Raw genomic sequence first — 16080 nt, forward strand, 5'->3', positions numbered from 1 at the left:
GCTTTATTGATTATGTCTCTTTAACGCCCAGTGAACGTGTTCTTTGACTATCTCTGATTCATGATGTTGACGTTGTTTTAACGCGTCGATAATTGTTTCAGAGGTGTTTGCATTACCTAAGGCAATGGCTATATTTCTTAACCAATTAGTATAGCCAGTACGCCGTATAGGAGAACCTTCGGTCTTTTTCAAAAATGAGGCTTCATCCCAAAGAAACAGTTCAGTGAGGTCGGCACTGTCTAAATTATGGCGAGGTTGAAAGTCTTCTTCTTCAGTGTGTTTGACGTATTTTGTCCATGGGCACACTAATTGACAGTCATCACAACCAAAAATCCGGTTTCCCATTTTTTCTCTGAGCTCTTCAGGAATACTGCCGTCGTATTCAATGGTTAAATAGGATATGCATTTTCTGGCGTCTAAGACCCAAGGTGCAACGAAGGCATTGGTTGGACATAGATCTAAACAGGCTGAGCAGCTGCCGCAATGTTTTGTGACTTGAGGTGGATCAATAGGCAGCGGCAGATTGGTAAATATTTCGCCTAATAAAAACCAACTGCCAGCCTTAGGTGTTAACAATAAAGTGTTTTTTCCAACCCACCCCATGCCTGCTTCTTCTGCAACTTGCCTTTCGAGAATTGGGGCACTATCAACAAAGGCGCGATATCCATGTTCTCCAATTTCTTCTTGAATGCGTTTAGCCAGCTGAGTCAGTCGCTTGCGAATGAGTTTATGGTAATCGCGTCCTAATGCATAACGTGCAATATACGCTTTGTCTGTTGTTTTTAAACGTTTAACCGTTTCTACCGATTGCGGTAAATAATGCATCCTTAAGGAAATGATTCTGCGGGTACCTGGGTGGAGCAAATCCGCTTTAAATCTCATGTCTCCATGGTTCTCAAGATAAGACATGGTGCCTTGATAGCCTTCAGCGATCCATTTATCAAAATTTTCTTGGTGGTGGCTGTGATCAATGCCGGTGATTTTCGCTTCTGCGAAACCGAACTCTGTAGCCCATTGCTTAATATTTAATGAGAGTGATTCAAGTGATTCGGGTGACATAACAAAGGCGTTTTTTTCTGCAGAGTCTGAAATCATAAGCGTTTGGGTAAGAAAATAAGAAGGTGGGAAAAGGGAGGCAAAATAACACGTAGCAAAACGCCTAACAAAATAGGTTTGCTAGGCGTTTTGGAATTAATACAACATAGAGTCGCCTTTGACGACATCGATTAATGCTTTTATAAACATTTTATCGGCTTCCGTCATTTCTTCAGGAATTTTCAATGTGGTTTGGTTTGACACTTCCATCGCAATTGTATGAAAAGCATCTTTGTCATTGATATGTTCTTTTGCAATACGAACCAATTCCGCAGAAAGTTCTGGTTCCATCAACATTTTACGAAAACAGCGTAAAAATTCATCAATAATACGTTGTTGGTTTAATTCACTTGCCATTTTAGACTCCTTATAACAATTATAGGCGTATCTCACCACGAAGGCTTGTTAAGAGCAATAGTTGAATGCAGTGAAGATAAAAAATGTTGACAAGCAAGCCCTAATTTTGTGAGAATCGGTTCATACTTTCAGCTAACACCCTTGCTGGAAACCCTGCTTTAGGCCAACAGCCTATCTAAAGAAAGTTTGTCTTTCTTCAAATTATGTAACACCGACATTGATTCTCTGTTTGTGTTATCTCTCGCGAAAAGACGCGTACAGTATAAAAACTGAAATTATTTTGCGTTAATTAATCAAATAATTACATATGTCTGCATATCTTGTGCAAACTTTGTCTAATCAACTTTTATCTAGTTAGCTGATGCGGTTACAATACGCATACATGACATAAGCATAAAGATAAAATATAGAGGGTATCAAAAGGTGGAGTTATTATCCGGTGGTGAAATGATCGCCCGCTTCCTCAAAGATGAGGGAGTTGAATTTATATATGGTTATCCTGGCGGAGCCGCATTGCATATTTATGATGCATTGCACCGTCAATCTGATGTTAAGCATATTCTAGTAAGACATGAGCAAGCGGCTACACATATGGCTGATGGTTATGCTCGTGCAACGGGGAAACCAGGTACCGTGCTCGTTACTTCTGGACCTGGAGCAACTAACACTATTACAGGTATCGCAACGGCTTACATGGATTCAATTCCAATGGTAATCATTTGTGGTCAGGTAATGAGTTATTTGATCGGGGAAGATGCTTTTCAAGAAACAGATATGATTGGTGTGTCTCGTCCGATAGTGAAGCACAGTTTTACAATTAAACACCCATCAGAAATTCCAGGTGTCTTGAAGAAAGCGTATTATATCGCGTCTTCTGGTCGTCCAGGACCTGTGGTTGTGGACATTCCAAAAGACATGACGATGCCGAATGACAAGCACGAATATGCTTATCCTAAATCGGTTTCTTTACGTTCTTATACCCCTCCAACAAAGGGTCACAGTGGTCAAATTAAAAAAGCCGTTGACTTGATTCTTGCTGCCAAACGGCCTGTGTTTTATACGGGCGGTGGTGTGATTTTAGGTGGTGCTTCTGAGTTATTGATCGAGTTGGCTAAAACCTTGAACTTCCCTGTCACTAATACGTTAATGGGGTTAGGTGCTTATCCAGCAACAGACGAGCAGTTTGTTGGTATGTTAGGCATGCACGGCAGCTATGAAGCCAATATGACCATGCATCACAGTGATCTGATTGTGTGTATTGGAGCTCGCTTCGATGACCGAGTGACAAATGATCCTGATAAATTCTGTCCAAGTGCTCGTATTGTTCATATTGACATTGATCCGGCTTCGATTTCTAAAACAATTCGTGCGGATGTACCTATTGTTGGTCCAGTTGATCAAGTCTTAACTGAAATGCTTTCACTTGTTAAAGAGTCAGAAAAGAAACCTGATGCAGCAAATAATGCCAATTGGTGGAAGCAGATCAATGAGTGGCGTTTAGTTCATGGTGGTCGTTACGATACCAGCAGCGATAAAATCAAACCGCAAGCGGCGATTGAAGCATGTTGGAGAGCAACCAATGGAGATGCCTATGTAGCATCCGATGTAGGTCAGCATCAAATGTTTACGGCTCAGTATTATAAGTTTGATAAACCAAATCGTTGGATTAATTCTGGTGGGCTTGGAACCATGGGCTTTGGTCTACCAGCCGCTATGGGTGTGAAACTGAATTTTCCAGAGAGTGACGTTGTTTGTGTAACCGGTGAAGGCAGTATTCAGATGAATATTCAAGAGCTTTCTACCTGTTTGCAATATGGCTTACCCGTTAAAATACTGTGTCTAAATAATGGTTATTTAGGAATGGTTCGCCAATGGCAAGACATGAATTATGAAGGACGTCATTCTAATTCCTTTATGGATTCATTACCTGACTTCGCTAAGCTGATGGACGCATACCAACATAAGTATGTTGAGATAGCGACGAAGGATGAGCTTGATGAAAAAATGGCAGAAGCGTTTGCTATGAAAGATCAGCTGGTATTTATTAATTGTTTTGTAGACCCAGAAGAGCATGTTTATCCTATGCAGGTTCCTCGTGGAGCTATGCGTGATATGTTCTTGAGCAAGACGGAGCGAACCTAATATGCGACATATAATCTCAGTTTTAATGGAAAACGAACCGGGTGCTTTGTCGAGAGTCGTAGGTTTGTTTTCTCAGCGTAACTTCAACATAGAATCGTTAAACGTTGCGACGACGGATGACCCTACATTGTCTCGATTGACATTAACCACATTTGGTTCTGATCAAGTTGTAGAGCAAATTACTAAGCAACTGAATAAACTAATTGATGTTATTAAATTAGTGGATTTGACTGAAGGCCAGCATATCGAACGTGAGCTTATGTTAGTAAAAGTTCGTGCTACTGGCGCTCAACGTGCAGAAGTAAAAAGAACGGTTGATATATTTAGAGGTAACATTGTCGATATGTCGCCTTCTATCTATACGGTTCAAATAGTGGGTGAATCTGACAAGTTGGATGGTTTTTTACAAGCATTGGGTTCAGTTCATTTGCTTGAAGTTGTTCGTACCGGCGTCTCTGGTATTGCTCGTGGAGAAAAGGTACTAAGTGTTTAAATGACTTAGTCTTATTTTCAAGGGATTTACTTTGAAACCGTATAGATATTTTTAATGTCTATACGGTTTTTTTGATTTTTAGTCCGTAAAGCGAGGCTATCGATGTTTTTCTTATACTATTTAATTTGTATTTAGCGGACGCCGATTTGCTCCCAAAATGCACTGACAATGGGGTTACTTAAGCTTTTCTTTAAAGTGAAGAAACCAACGTCAAAAGCTTCAAGTTCTGGCTGGATATCTAAAATAGTAATTTTGCTGGCTAATGGGCTGTTATCTAATACTATTTTTGGTACAACACCGACACCAAACCCAAGCGAAACCATGCTGACAATGGCTTCATTGCCTGAGACCTGAGCATAAACATTAGGTTTAATCCCCTGTTGCTTAAACCATTGGTCAGAACGGGACCGAGCTAAACCTTCCTCAGATAGGATCATCGGAATTTTATCCCACTGTAGAGCTTGTTTGTTTGAAACGCCTAATTGATTGCTTGTCAGTGCATCATTAGGAGATATAAAGACTAGAGGAGAAATCGCGATGCGTTTAAAGGCTAAATTATTGGGGACATGGGGCGGTCTAGCGGCGATGGCGATGTCTTCGTATTTCTCAATAACTCTTGATAGTGCTGGAGCAGGGTCGCCTGTATGCAGTTTCATTTCTATTTTTGGATGTAGTCTTCGAAACTGACTTAAAATATCGTATAAAAAGCTGTAGCTAGCCGTAACGGAGCAATAAAGACTAATCTCACCAGTTAACTGTGTATTTTGTTCATCTAAGGATTGTTTCAATACGTGCCAATGGGCAAGGCTTTCTCGGCAATAAGTTTGAAATATTTGACCTTCTCGCGTAAGAGACACAGAGCGGTTGTCTCTGGTGAGTAAACAACAGCCTAAACTTTCCTCCAATTGCTTAATATGACGGCTAAGCGTCGAGGGGCTAATATGGAAAGCGTCACTAGTGCGACTGAAGTGAAGTGATTCGGATAAATGGAGAAAGATCTTGAGTGTTTTGATATCCAAAAAGAGAGCCTGCTAACGTTTTGTAAAAAGAGAATTCTACAGACATTTTCTATAGAACAACAATGACGTTTTATAGCAATGACAGTGAGTAACTTAAAAGAAAAGCGCTGATTGATTGAACAAACCAGCGCTTTAGTATTATAAGTATAAAGAATCTAGCCAACGACCGTTGCAATAGCATCACAAAGATAATCAATATTATTATCGGTAATGCCGGCAACGTTCATACGTCCAGTATCCGCAATATAGATAGAATAGTCATTTCTTAATGTGTGAACTTGATCAACCGTTAACCCAGAGTAAGAGAACATACCGCGTTGAGCGCGAATGAAACTAAAGTCTTTTTTGGTATTAGATGCCGCTAACTTCTCGACAAGTTGATTACGTAAGGTATTGATGCGATTACGCATTGCACTTACTTCTTCTACCCACTCTGCTTTTAATTCTGGGTCGTTCATAATGGTGTAAACAACAGCCGCGCCATGAGCTGGCGGCATAGAGTAGTTGGCGCGAATGGCTAAGCCAATAATAGAATAAGCATTACTTGCTTCTTCAGACGTTTCTGCGATGACACTTAGACCGCCACAACGTTCACGGTAGATACCGAAGTTTTTGGAGAAAGAGTTACAGATTAGCATATTTGGAATAATAGAAGCCATGTGCCTAAGGCCAGCCATGTCTTCATCTAAACCATCTCCAAAGCCTTGATAAGCGGCATCGACTAAAGGTAGTAATCCTCGCTCTGCCACAAAGGAGGTTACTTCTTGCCATTGTTCAAAAGATAAATCTACCCCTGTCGGGTTATGGCAGCAAGCATGCAGTAGTATGGTATCACCCGCTTTTGCGTCAGCTTTTAATGTTTTCATCATGTCATCAAAACGTACGCCATTGGTTTCTGGATCGTAGTAGGGATAAGTTTCAATACTAAGGCCTGCACTGCGGAAAATCGGTAAATGGTTGCCCCATGTTGGATCACTTACCCAAATTTTAGGATTAGGTAAACTGGAACCGATAAAATCAGCGGCAACTTTCAATGCGCCAGTACCACCAGGTGTTTGAGCTGAAAAAATGCGTTTGTCTTTAATTATGGTATTGTCTTTACCTAAAAGTAATTCTTGAATCACCGCAGCAAATTCTGGTGCGCCATTAATGCCAAGGTAGCTTTTTGAATCCTCTTGTTGTAGCAAAATGGCTTCGGCTTTTTTCACGCTGTTTAATATTGGCGTGTTGCCATTATCATCTTTATAAACACCCACACCTAAGTCGACTTTATTGGGGTTTGGATCATTCCGGTGAGCAATGATAAGAGCGAGTAATGGGTCACCGGGAACGGCACTAAGATGTTTAAACATGAAAAAAGGGTCCTAAAAAGAGAGCTAAAAGCAAGCGCTTTAACTATCTGTTCTAAAAAACGTCCTACAGAGATCTGCCGATAAGCATTTCGTGTAGTATATTCTTATAAAACTAGATATTGTAAAGCCATTGATAAAATCGCAATAGGCGAATAGTCGTGTTATCTAGTACTTTAATAGTGTTGATAACAGTCGTTAATTGTGCCCTTTTTTACGCGAAATACAATGCTAAATCGTATAAAACTGAGGCTTTTTTGTAGTAGTATTTAATTATCGCTTTTAGTCTATAAAGCGGAAAAACTAGGTGAACATTTTTTCCTGTATGAACTAAACTGTAAATCTATAGATGTTGTAAGAATGAGGGAAAGAATGGAAAAGGAAGCGCAACAGTTTCATTTGAAATCAAGCTTATTGAAGCTCGCTTATAAAAATAATTTATACAGTATTCTGGTAAACCTTACAGCATTCTTATGTGTTTACTATCAGGTTGCTTCCTTTGATATTCCCTATATCGATTTGTGGTTCTATTGTACTGTACTCTTCATGGCCGTTCGCTTGCTTATTGATATCTTGTTTAGACGCTATTTTGCTCCTGACACAGTGCAATTTACCGAAAAGACATTGCATACTTGGAGTCATTATCACGCGTTTGGTGTGATTTTAGGCGGTTGTTCTTGGGCGATTATCGCTGTTATTGCTTTGCCTAATTTAGGGTTAGAAGAGCGGTTTGTTGTAACCGTTATTTCCAGCGCACTAGCTGGAGGAGCAACCGGTGTGCTTGCTCCTAGTAAAATTGTTGGAAAGTTGTTTATTATTTTAACCCTTCTTCCTGCCAGTATCACATTAATTTTTATTACGCCTTCTTTGCCTTTACTTGGTTTTCTTGGTTCTTTCTTTTGTGTTGTTATGCTAGTGGGACACAGTAATAATTATCGTCAAATTTTAAGTAATATAGAATTGACCTTTAAAAATGATGGATTGCTTGATAGCTTAAAAGAGCAAAATCAGCAAATTTCAGACCTCAATCAACGTTTGGAAAATCGAGTTAGAGAAAGAACTGCCGATTTAGAAAGAATGGCGTTAACGGATCGACTTACTCAGCTTAATAATAGAGAAGGTTTTTTAGAACGTTGTGGGCGCCTAGCTCTTATATCCAGCTCTTTGAAATTTTATTTTTTCGATTTAGATCGCTTTAAACAAATTAACGACAGTAAAGGGCATGAAGTCGGTGATTTGGTGTTACAGCATATTAGTAACTTACTGATTGAAATTTTACCTAAACGAACTGTCGTGGGCCGTTGGGGAGGAGATGAATTTGTCATTTGTTCCGTAGACGACCTTGAATCCTTAGGGGTATTAACTCATCTATGCAATTCATTCTCTGAATCCGTTTATATACGAAATAAACGGATTGAAGTACGTATGACAATTGGCTCTGCACATTATCCTGAAGACGTAAATAGTATTGAAGAGGCGATACATGCCGCTGATTTAGCGGCTACCTACTTAAAGCGTAAAGGCGATCGTGGGGGGTATTACGATATAATCATGAATTGGCTCGAACAAGTGAATTGACATCAGTTTTAATTAATATTCTTCAGGAAAGGGATTATGATGATTTTTTTCATTTAGAGTATCAAACGATCGTTGATGAAATTGGCGGTATATCTTCAATTGAAGCCTTGTCTCGTTTAACGCACCCTCAGCTGGGAAACATTCCACCATTAGAATTTATTCCTGTTATTGAAAATACAGGGCATATCATGCAATTCGGGAACTGGGTATTAGAAAAATCGATAATTTACATAAAGGAGCTACGCCTTGTAGATTCAGACATTACCATCTCTGTAAATGTTTCTCCGATACAATTAAAAGAAGAATACTTTTACAAGACGGTACAGTCACTGCTGTTAAAATACGCATTGCCCGCATCCGTATTAACATTAGAGATTACGGAAACGGTATTAGAGGATACTAATTACAAGGGTATTATTGCTCAAATAGAGTTGTTAAGAAACATTGGTGTTAACATACATATTGATGATTTTGGTACAGGTTACTCCTCGTTAACAAGGCTAAGGACGCTCCCTGCGAACACGTTAAAGATTGACCGAAGCTTTGTTCTTGATATGGGGGTTCAAGGTGATGGGTTAATTAAAGGTATTATGAGTATTGCTGGTCAATTTAATCTAGATATTATCGTTGAAGGTGTGGAGACTGAGGAGCAGTTTTTACACCTTAAAAGTCTTGGATGTAAGAAGTTTCAGGGCTTTTACTTCTCAATACCTAAGAAATCGAATGATGTCTCCCTGTCCTCTTCTTTCATGCCTTCATCAGGTTATTAAATCTATTATTAAAGTCTAAGAAACGTTAATTGAATTACATAGAATACGTTTTAAAAATAGATTTCTAATCAGAAAAAATACAGTTCCGGCCATGATTTTTGGCTTTATAGAGATGTTTGTCGGCTCTATTTATAGCCGCATCAACAGTTTCTTTTTGATAATCAAAGCGAGCGATACCAAAACTAAGCGTTATATGAAAAGGGTTATCTAATGCTCCGAAACGTATTGATTCAATGCGTTTTCTGAAGCGTTCAACCTCAGGTTGGATTATGTCAAATAAGCTAGAAGGAATAAAAATTAAAAACTCTTCACCTCCCCAACGGCTGATATGTGCATCTTTTCCCCATGTTTCCTTAAACTCATTTGATAGTTTGATCAGAACTTCATCACCAACATTGTGTCCATATTGATCATTTACTTTTTTGAAGAAATCGACATCACAGATTACAATAGCATTATCAAATATTTTCTTCGAGGCATTATTGTCTCGAATGATTTCTAGCATTCCCCGACGGTTTAATAGATTTGTTAATGGGTCCGTTTTTGAGGCTTTTTCTAAGTCCTTACTGATATTCCTTAATAAATGGATTGATTTCATGCGCGAATATTCATAAAACGCGGATAAGAACCCTAAGACTAAGAAGGAGTAAACAATGCGTTTTTTTAACTCTGCTGACCAATTGTAGGTGGCACCAATTTCATTTGGAAATAGAAAAATCAGGATTAAAATAATAAGAAAAAAAGTGATCTCAATCAAACCCCGTTTTAGTCCATGCAAGAACATGGCGACAGGAGCTATACAATAAATCCAAACAAACCCGGTTTGAGCAACGCCTCCAGAATAAAGCAGGAAGAACATCAACATGAATAAAGGGTACAAGATGATGTTTGAAGAAACTTCGTAATTAAAAGTAAGGCGTAAGTAGATGTGATTAAACGTATACAAAGAGGCTATTGATAAAGTGGAAGCGGCGATCATCATATCGCCATCTATAAATGCAAGAATACCATGGGGAAGTGTAAATAAAACGCCCACTAAGCAGAATAAATTGATGAGCAAAATACGTCTAGACTGCTCAGATAAATCCTCACCTGATAAGCCGCCAAATGCGTAATTGTGTATTATTGCTTTAAAGCGGGGGGCTAGAAGCTTGAACATCAACACCTTCTATCAAAGCTATGAATAGATTTCCAATGTAAAATTGTAACAGTTGGTTAATTTGAATACAATTTTAATCTAATTATCTTTGGGATGGTATAATTTCATTACGAAACGTGTAAAAAAATGTGATTTCTTGATTGTGAAATTCCTTTAAGCCAGAGTATTAATCGCTATGGCAATGACTTGAAAGAAAATCGAATAAATAAAACAAGGTTTTTAATATTTTAAGTTATAACTTAATGGCGTATTTATTCTTTTTAATTATTACATTGATTGGGTATATGTGACTTGCTATTGAAATACTCTACTAATTTTACTTTTTTTATTATTTACATAATGTTGTTAAATGTAATCTTATGAAATGTTATGTAAATTGATGGTTTAATGTCACGCATTAAGAAAATGATTATTTATTGATGCAGTTTAGTGGTTTGCCAATACCGTATCCTTGAGCATAATCTATTCCAATTTCTTTTAGAACAGCCTTAATTTCATCGTTTTCTACGTATTCAGCAACCGTTTTCATATTCATCATTTTTGCTATAGAGTGAATGGATTTAACAATAGCGTAGTCAATAGGGTCTGACGCGACTTGTGTTATCAGGCTACCGTCAATTTTTAAGTAATCTACTGGTAAGTTTTTTAGGTAAGCAAAAGAGGATTCACCGCTCCCAAAGTCATCTAAAGAGAATTGAATACCGTAAGATTTCATTTCTGTAATAAAGCTAATCGCTCTAGCCATTTGAGAAATTACCGCTGTTTCAGTAATTTCAAAGCAGATATTTTGAGGTTTTATTGTGGATGACTTAACTAAGTGAATAATGTGTTTAATAAAGTCTTTGTTACTGAGGCTGATTCCCGAAAGATTGATGGATACACGAGTATTTTTATCAGGAAAGAATTCTGTATATCGAGACAACACCGTTGTTATCACCCATTGGTCAATAAGAGTAATAACCCCGTGTTTTTCTGCGGCGGGTATAAACAGTCCTGGCGAAATAGCGATGCCTTCGCGATTATTAAACCGTAACAATATTTCATAGTAATTCTGGGTGAATCCATCTTCTTGTAACGAAGAGATAATTTGCTTTACTAAGAAAAACTGATTACGTTCAATTGCTTGAGATATGTTGGCAATATAACCAATTTGAGCCGCTTCATTAAACAGATCATTATTATGTTTATCTGCAATAAAGACACGACCGCGCCCTAATTCTTTTGCTTTGTAGCATGATAAATCTGCTTTGCTAAGCAGTTCTGTTTCGTTGAATTCTCCGGATACTTCAACCATACCGATACTGACACCGATATCGAAGGCTCGATCATGCCATGTGAATTTATAATGGCTGATACTTTTGATGATTTTTTCACAGACGGTTTGCGCTTCTGATTGTGAATTGGAAAAAATTAAGGCACCAAATTCATCACCCCCTAATCGTCCTAAGACATCATTGTCATTAAGGCTGTTTTTTATAATATTTGATACTTCTATTAACATGGAGTCGCCAACTAAATGGCCCACCGTGTCATTTACTAGTTTAAAGCGATCTAAATCCAAAAAGCATAAAAATACCTTTTCATGCTGTTGTGATTCTTTTTGTGTATATTGTTTTAATTTATTGTTAAAAGTGGATCTGTTTATCAAATTAGTAAGGCTATCGTAGGACGCTTGATAAGTTAATCGCTCCGTAAGGTGATGTTTTTCAGTGATTTCTTTGCAGATTCCTCGATAACCAATGAAATTATGTTGATTAGAGTCGTAGATAGGACGACCCTTAATTTGAAAGATTTTCACTTCATTGTTTTTTTGTTTTACTTTAAAGATAAGATTTTCTAACTCTTCCTGGTTAGCGACAGCGTTTTTATAATTACTCAAGGGAAAATCAAGAATGAATTTTTGCTTAACTAGATCTCTGATAGATTTGCCAATCATTTGTGATGGAGTATGGTTAAAAGGTAGGAGTGAGTCACCTGATACGTAATTAATGTTATTCAGTGTATCTGTTTCCCAGAAAATATTAGCATCTACACTGGCTAAGTCTTTGTATCTTTGTTCATTCTCTTGAAGTATTTTTCTCGTTAAAACCCCTCTACGGATGATTTCAGATAATAAAATAATGATTAAAATAAATGTAATGAAGGCACTGCCCACAATCCAAACAATGGATTTATACTCTTCATAAAAGCTTTTATCCGTGTTTAATAAAATAGCATCTCTAGGTAAAATAGTTTTTTCTATATGATATTGCCTGAGTTTTGAGTCATCAAAAAACCATTGGCTTTTCGCTTTTGTTATAGGTTCTATTTCGTTAATAGGTGTTTTTGAAAGAACTTTTTTTATTAAGCCTGATGCTTGCTTCGCATGTTGTATCCCATTGAGCTCATCTGCTCCTGTGGCGCCAAAATCTAATGTTGTAATGGCGATAGTGAAAATGGGTTTTGGGGTTTGTTGAGATACCTGTTCGGTACTGTAGTTCCAACTTAAGAGTTCATTGTTGGATTGAGGGTTGATTAATTGACCTATTAAAAAAATGGGTATGTTATTTGGAAATGGTTGAAGAACAGAATGAATGTTTATAACCGACAGATCCTCAATAACATGAATCTTGCTAGGTGCCTCATCACTTCCAAGTATACTGGTTATTTTTTCTAAATTTGCTTTACCGGTACTAGTTGAATCTGAAATTACAATAAGTTCATCAAGTTCGGTAATCGCTTTAATATCAATCACTGTTTTTGCTAAATCCCTATTCTCAAAAACACCTGTCATGTTTTTTGTATTAAGTATTTCATTTGATACCTTGTTAATCCCAAGGAAAATAATCGGAACATTAGGAAATAGGTGGCGGCGATTATCTCTGATAAATTGCATCGCAGGATCATCCGTTACCGCAATAACGCTCAATTTTGTCTGTGAGTATTTATTTTGTAAGTACTTCAAAAAAGAACTTTTAAACTCGTTGGTTGGAAAACGCTTTGCGTCAAGGAACTCATGAAAAACACGTGTTTTTGAGTAATCAGAAAAACTTTCGTCAAACCCCTGTTTAAGAAAGCCTGTCCAGATGTGTTCATTATGATAAGAGTGAATGATGAGAATATCATCTCGAGCATGGGCTGAGATAGTTAAGTTGCATGTTATTAGCAACAATGCGAGAAGAGGTAAATGCAACGTTTTTATCATACTTGATTAAGTAGCAATGCAATGGACTAATGTCCACAATAACGCTTACTAATCTAATTTTCTAGTTGTTAATGTGTTTAATTGTTATTTAATTGTTATTTAATTGTTACTTATAAGTTAGTGATAAAATATTATAAATAATCCTCTTTGCATATTTCAAATAGAGGCGATTCCTATTTTTTAATAAGCGTGGTAAAAAATTATACTAGATAATAAAACTAAGTATTAAAAATAAAATGTTGTCCCTGAATTATTGCTGAGCCTAATATATAAAAATAGAAAAAATACAGTGTGATATTTTTTAGGTACAGACATTTTGTACATTCAAACAGGTAAACTGTCGTAATCTCCCTTGTTATTACTTATGAATTAATGCTCTTTTTGTCTTATGAGTGGCTAATGCCGTTAAAGGATCATCTGGCCATGGGTGTTTAGGATATCTTCCCCGCATCTCTTTTTTTACTTCTGGATAAACCTCCTTCCAGAAGAAGGGTAAATCTTGAGTAATCGCTAATGGCTTCCTTGCTGGTGACAGTAGGGCTATTTTAACGGAGACTCCACCTATCTTCGGTGTCTCTAAACAGCCAAACATTTCTTGTAGTTTCACTTCTAGGCTTGGTGGGTTGCTCGAATAATCTAATTTGATATTCGATCCTGATGCGGCTTTAATAGATTCAGGCGCTAAGGTACTTAACTCTTGTTGTTGCTTCCAGCTTAATTGATCTAATAATATTTGTTTTAAATTGAGTTTTTTTAAGTGATTCTTATGGGTCGTACCTTCTAAATAAGGGGCTAGCCAAGCTTCTAAAGAATCCAATAATAACGTGTTTTCATAACTAGGCCATGCAGTCCGAGATACGTTTTCATGTAAGAAGTTAAGCCGTTCTTGGAGCATCCTGCTTTCATTATCCCAAGGTAAACAGTGTATACCAACAGCTCTAATGTATTGGCAGGCACACTGGCTAATTTCCTGACGAGACACGTGCGTTAACGAAGATTCACGAATAATGAGTTTCCCTAGCATTGTTCGACTTTTAGCCGTTAATGCGTCTTCGTTTTTTGCCCAGGTTAAATGAGGCTGTTGACGGGTTTTATCTGTTAACTCGGTTTCAATAAGTGTTGCGGGCAGATCGCAGGCTAAATAAATAACTTCGTTTTTAGCCGTGGTCGCGCTGCCCATGTCTATGGCTACGATCCATTCGGATTGATTCAAACTATCTTCTATGGGTAAGTCCGCTATGCGGCCATTTGCTAATTTATATGAAGTTTTTCGATCATCTTTGGATAATTGTCGCTTACCTACTCTATCAGGAAAAGCGTTGGCAAGCAGTCTTGCTGTTTCCAGTGGTTCATGAAATACATTGTCGTCTTGGTAGTGGGAATGTAGCTGAATTTGCTTACTTAATTGATGGATAAGCTTTTTATGTTGGCGAGTGTGATTGTCTGTCCCCTTGCTTAACCAAGACAACCTTTTTTCTATGTCACTTTGTTGTATCTGTTGTAATGGGTCTTTTTCGCTGAGTAGGCTAGCGAGTTTAAGGGCCAGCTGTTGAGATTGTACTGAATTTGCCGCTAATATGAGTCGAGAAATGCGAGGATCTAAGGGGAGAGAGGCAATGGTTTCTCCTAATGGAGTTAGTATAAAGCTGTCGTCTTTTAATATATCAAGCTGGACAAGCTGTTCCTGTGCTTGTTTAACGTGTGCTTTTGGTGGTGTATCTAACCAAGATAATTCATTGACAGAATCTACGCCCCAACGAGCGAGTTCGATAACTAAAGGAGCCAAGTCCATTTGATAAATTTCTGCGGTTGGTTGCGCTTCTAAGCGACTTTGTTGTTCTTGACTCCACCAACGGTAGCCAATGCCTGGAGCGGTACGACCCGCTCGACCAGTACGCTGTATACTCTCTGATTGAGTCACTTTGCGAGTATGTAAACGAGTAATGCCAATGTTGGGATCGAATATTGCTTCTCTACTAAGGCCACTGTCAATGACAATACGTATGCCTTCTATGGTCAAGCTTGTTTGTGCAATATTGGTTGATAAGACGATTTTCCGACGATTGTGTTTATTTGTTTGTATCGCTTCCTGCTGTTTAGAAAATGCAAGGTTACCATACAAGGCAACGATTTCTAATTGGGTATTATTATATTGTTCTTCAAGTCGACTTTTGATCGTACGGATTTCTTTTTGACCTGGCAAAAAAACTAAAATATCCCCCTCATGATTCAGCAATGCATGGTGAATTTGTGTGATGATGGTGGGTAAAATTTGATCTTGTTTGAGCGTGAGATTTCCATATTCTATTTCGATAGGAAACGTTCTACCTGAGCAGTGAATACGACTCGTATTTAAGAGTTTTTCGAGTGATTGGGTGTCCAGTGTGGCAGACATTACCAGCAATTTAAGGGGAGACTTTTCTCGAAAGAGTGATCGACCTTGTAAGCAAAGAGCCAATGCAAGGTCTGAGTGGAGACTGCGTTCATGGAACTCATCAAATATGATTAAACCTATGTCTTCTAAACTGGGGTCTGTTTGTAGCATTCGAGTAAGAATACCTTCTGTGACCACTTCAATTCGAGTCTGTTTTGAGATTTTTGTTTCATGGCGAATTCGATAACCGACAGTTTGCCCAATGGATTCATTCAATAGTTCAGATAACCTTTGAGCTGCAGACTTGGCGGCTAGACGTCTAGGTTCCAACATCACTATTTTACGGTTGTTTAACCAAGGTTCCTCTAGTAATGCAATGGGGACTAGCGTTGTTTTGCCTGCACCGGGTTCGGCTTCTAAGATTGCATTATCATTTAGTAAAAGGTGTCGCTTTAATAAAGGAATAATCGAATAAATAGGTAAAATTTCGGTCTGTTTTATCATGAAGAAAGGTCATTAAAGAGAATGATTATATAATACGGATTTGACTCTCTCTTTGT

General features: G+C 37.9%; 11 protein-coding genes. 4 read left to right on the forward strand and 7 right to left on the reverse strand.

What is annotated here, in order from left to right; all coding sequences use genetic code 11:
• Positions 1–3: 3 nt before the first annotated feature.
• On the reverse strand, positions 4–1059 hold the full coding sequence (gene queG, locus O1D97_RS08780; RefSeq protein WP_269124760.1) for a tRNA epoxyqueuosine(34) reductase QueG: 1056 nt from the start codon (positions 1057–1059) through the stop codon (positions 4–6).
• 132 nt (positions 1060–1191) lie between these two features.
• Positions 1192–1452: a hypothetical protein gene (locus O1D97_RS08785; RefSeq protein ID WP_269124762.1), complete on the reverse strand. Its 261-nt coding sequence runs from the start codon at positions 1450–1452 to the stop codon at positions 1192–1194.
• A 423-nt stretch (positions 1453–1875) separates the two neighbouring features.
• Here O1D97_RS08785 and O1D97_RS08790 point away from each other — a divergent pair, with 423 nt between their 5' ends.
• Both O1D97_RS08790 and ilvN read left to right on the forward strand, forming a co-directional pair.
• Entirely contained in the window at positions 1876–3594 is a 1719-nt protein-coding gene (locus tag O1D97_RS08790) for an acetolactate synthase 3 large subunit (protein WP_269124764.1), read from the forward strand.
• A 1-nt stretch (position 3595) separates the two neighbouring features.
• Entirely contained in the window at positions 3596–4087 is a 492-nt protein-coding gene (ilvN, locus tag O1D97_RS08795; RefSeq protein ID WP_269124766.1) for an acetolactate synthase small subunit, read from the forward strand.
• A gap of 131 nt (positions 4088–4218) precedes the next feature.
• Here the strand turns inward: ilvN and ilvY are convergent, their stop codons facing one another.
• Both ilvY and O1D97_RS08805 read right to left on the reverse strand, forming a co-directional pair.
• Complete coding sequence (gene ilvY, locus O1D97_RS08800; RefSeq protein WP_269124769.1) at positions 4219–5106, reverse strand: HTH-type transcriptional activator IlvY; 888 nt, start codon at positions 5104–5106, stop codon at positions 4219–4221.
• A gap of 155 nt (positions 5107–5261) precedes the next feature.
• Positions 5262–6458 carry an amino acid aminotransferase gene (locus tag O1D97_RS08805; protein WP_269124771.1) on the reverse strand — a complete coding sequence of 399 codons (1197 nt, stop codon included), beginning with the start codon at positions 6456–6458 and terminating at the stop codon, positions 5262–5264.
• 369 nt (positions 6459–6827) lie between these two features.
• On the opposite strand from O1D97_RS08805, the gene O1D97_RS08810 reads away from it, so the two are divergent.
• Together O1D97_RS08810 and O1D97_RS08815 are read left to right on the forward strand one after the other, a co-directional pair.
• Positions 6828–8033 carry a GGDEF domain-containing protein gene (locus O1D97_RS08810; protein WP_269124773.1) on the forward strand — a complete coding sequence of 402 codons (1206 nt, stop codon included), beginning with the start codon at positions 6828–6830 and terminating at the stop codon, positions 8031–8033.
• Positions 8030–8803, forward strand: a complete 774-nt coding sequence (locus O1D97_RS08815) for an EAL domain-containing protein (protein ID WP_269124775.1) — start codon at positions 8030–8032, stop codon at positions 8801–8803. The genes O1D97_RS08810 and O1D97_RS08815 overlap by 4 nt, the downstream gene beginning before the upstream one ends.
• A 64-nt stretch (positions 8804–8867) precedes the next feature.
• Here the strand turns inward: O1D97_RS08815 and O1D97_RS08820 are convergent, their stop codons facing one another.
• From O1D97_RS08820 to hrpB, 3 genes are all read right to left on the reverse strand, one after another.
• Entirely contained in the window at positions 8868–9962 is a 1095-nt protein-coding gene (locus O1D97_RS08820) for a GGDEF domain-containing protein (protein ID WP_269124777.1), read from the reverse strand.
• A 409-nt stretch (positions 9963–10371) separates the two neighbouring features.
• Positions 10372–13134 (reverse strand): EAL domain-containing protein, encoded by a 2763-nt coding sequence (locus O1D97_RS08825; protein WP_269124779.1) that lies wholly within the window; start codon positions 13132–13134, stop codon positions 10372–10374.
• Positions 13135–13504: 370 nt separating this feature from the next.
• Positions 13505–16024: an ATP-dependent helicase HrpB gene (hrpB, locus tag O1D97_RS08830; protein WP_269124780.1), complete on the reverse strand. Its 2520-nt coding sequence runs from the start codon at positions 16022–16024 to the stop codon at positions 13505–13507.
• Positions 16025–16080: the final 56 nt, after the last annotated feature.

The sequence above is a fragment of the Marinomonas phaeophyticola genome (assembly GCF_026966905.1).
Taxonomy (GTDB): Bacteria; Pseudomonadota; Gammaproteobacteria; order Pseudomonadales; family Marinomonadaceae; genus Marinomonas; species Marinomonas phaeophyticola.

Excerpts from the sequence above, each read along its gene's own strand:
- hrpB (WP_269124780.1), bottom strand. The coding sequence starts at position 16,024 with ATGATAAAACAGACCGAAATTTTACCTATTTATTCGATTATTCCTTTA.
- O1D97_RS08820 (WP_269124777.1), bottom strand. The coding sequence starts at position 9,962 with ATGTTCAAGCTTCTAGCCCCCCGCTTTAAAGCAATAATACACAATTAC.
- O1D97_RS08805 (WP_269124771.1), bottom strand. The coding sequence starts at position 6,458 with ATGTTTAAACATCTTAGTGCCGTTCCCGGTGACCCATTACTCGCTCTT.
- O1D97_RS08785 (WP_269124762.1), bottom strand. The coding sequence starts at position 1,452 with ATGGCAAGTGAATTAAACCAACAACGTATTATTGATGAATTTTTACGC.
- queG (WP_269124760.1), bottom strand. The coding sequence starts at position 1,059 with ATGTCACCCGAATCACTTGAATCACTCTCATTAAATATTAAGCAATGG.
- O1D97_RS08810 (WP_269124773.1), top strand. The coding sequence starts at position 6,828 with ATGGAAAAGGAAGCGCAACAGTTTCATTTGAAATCAAGCTTATTGAAG.
- ilvN (WP_269124766.1), top strand. The coding sequence starts at position 3,596 with ATGCGACATATAATCTCAGTTTTAATGGAAAACGAACCGGGTGCTTTG.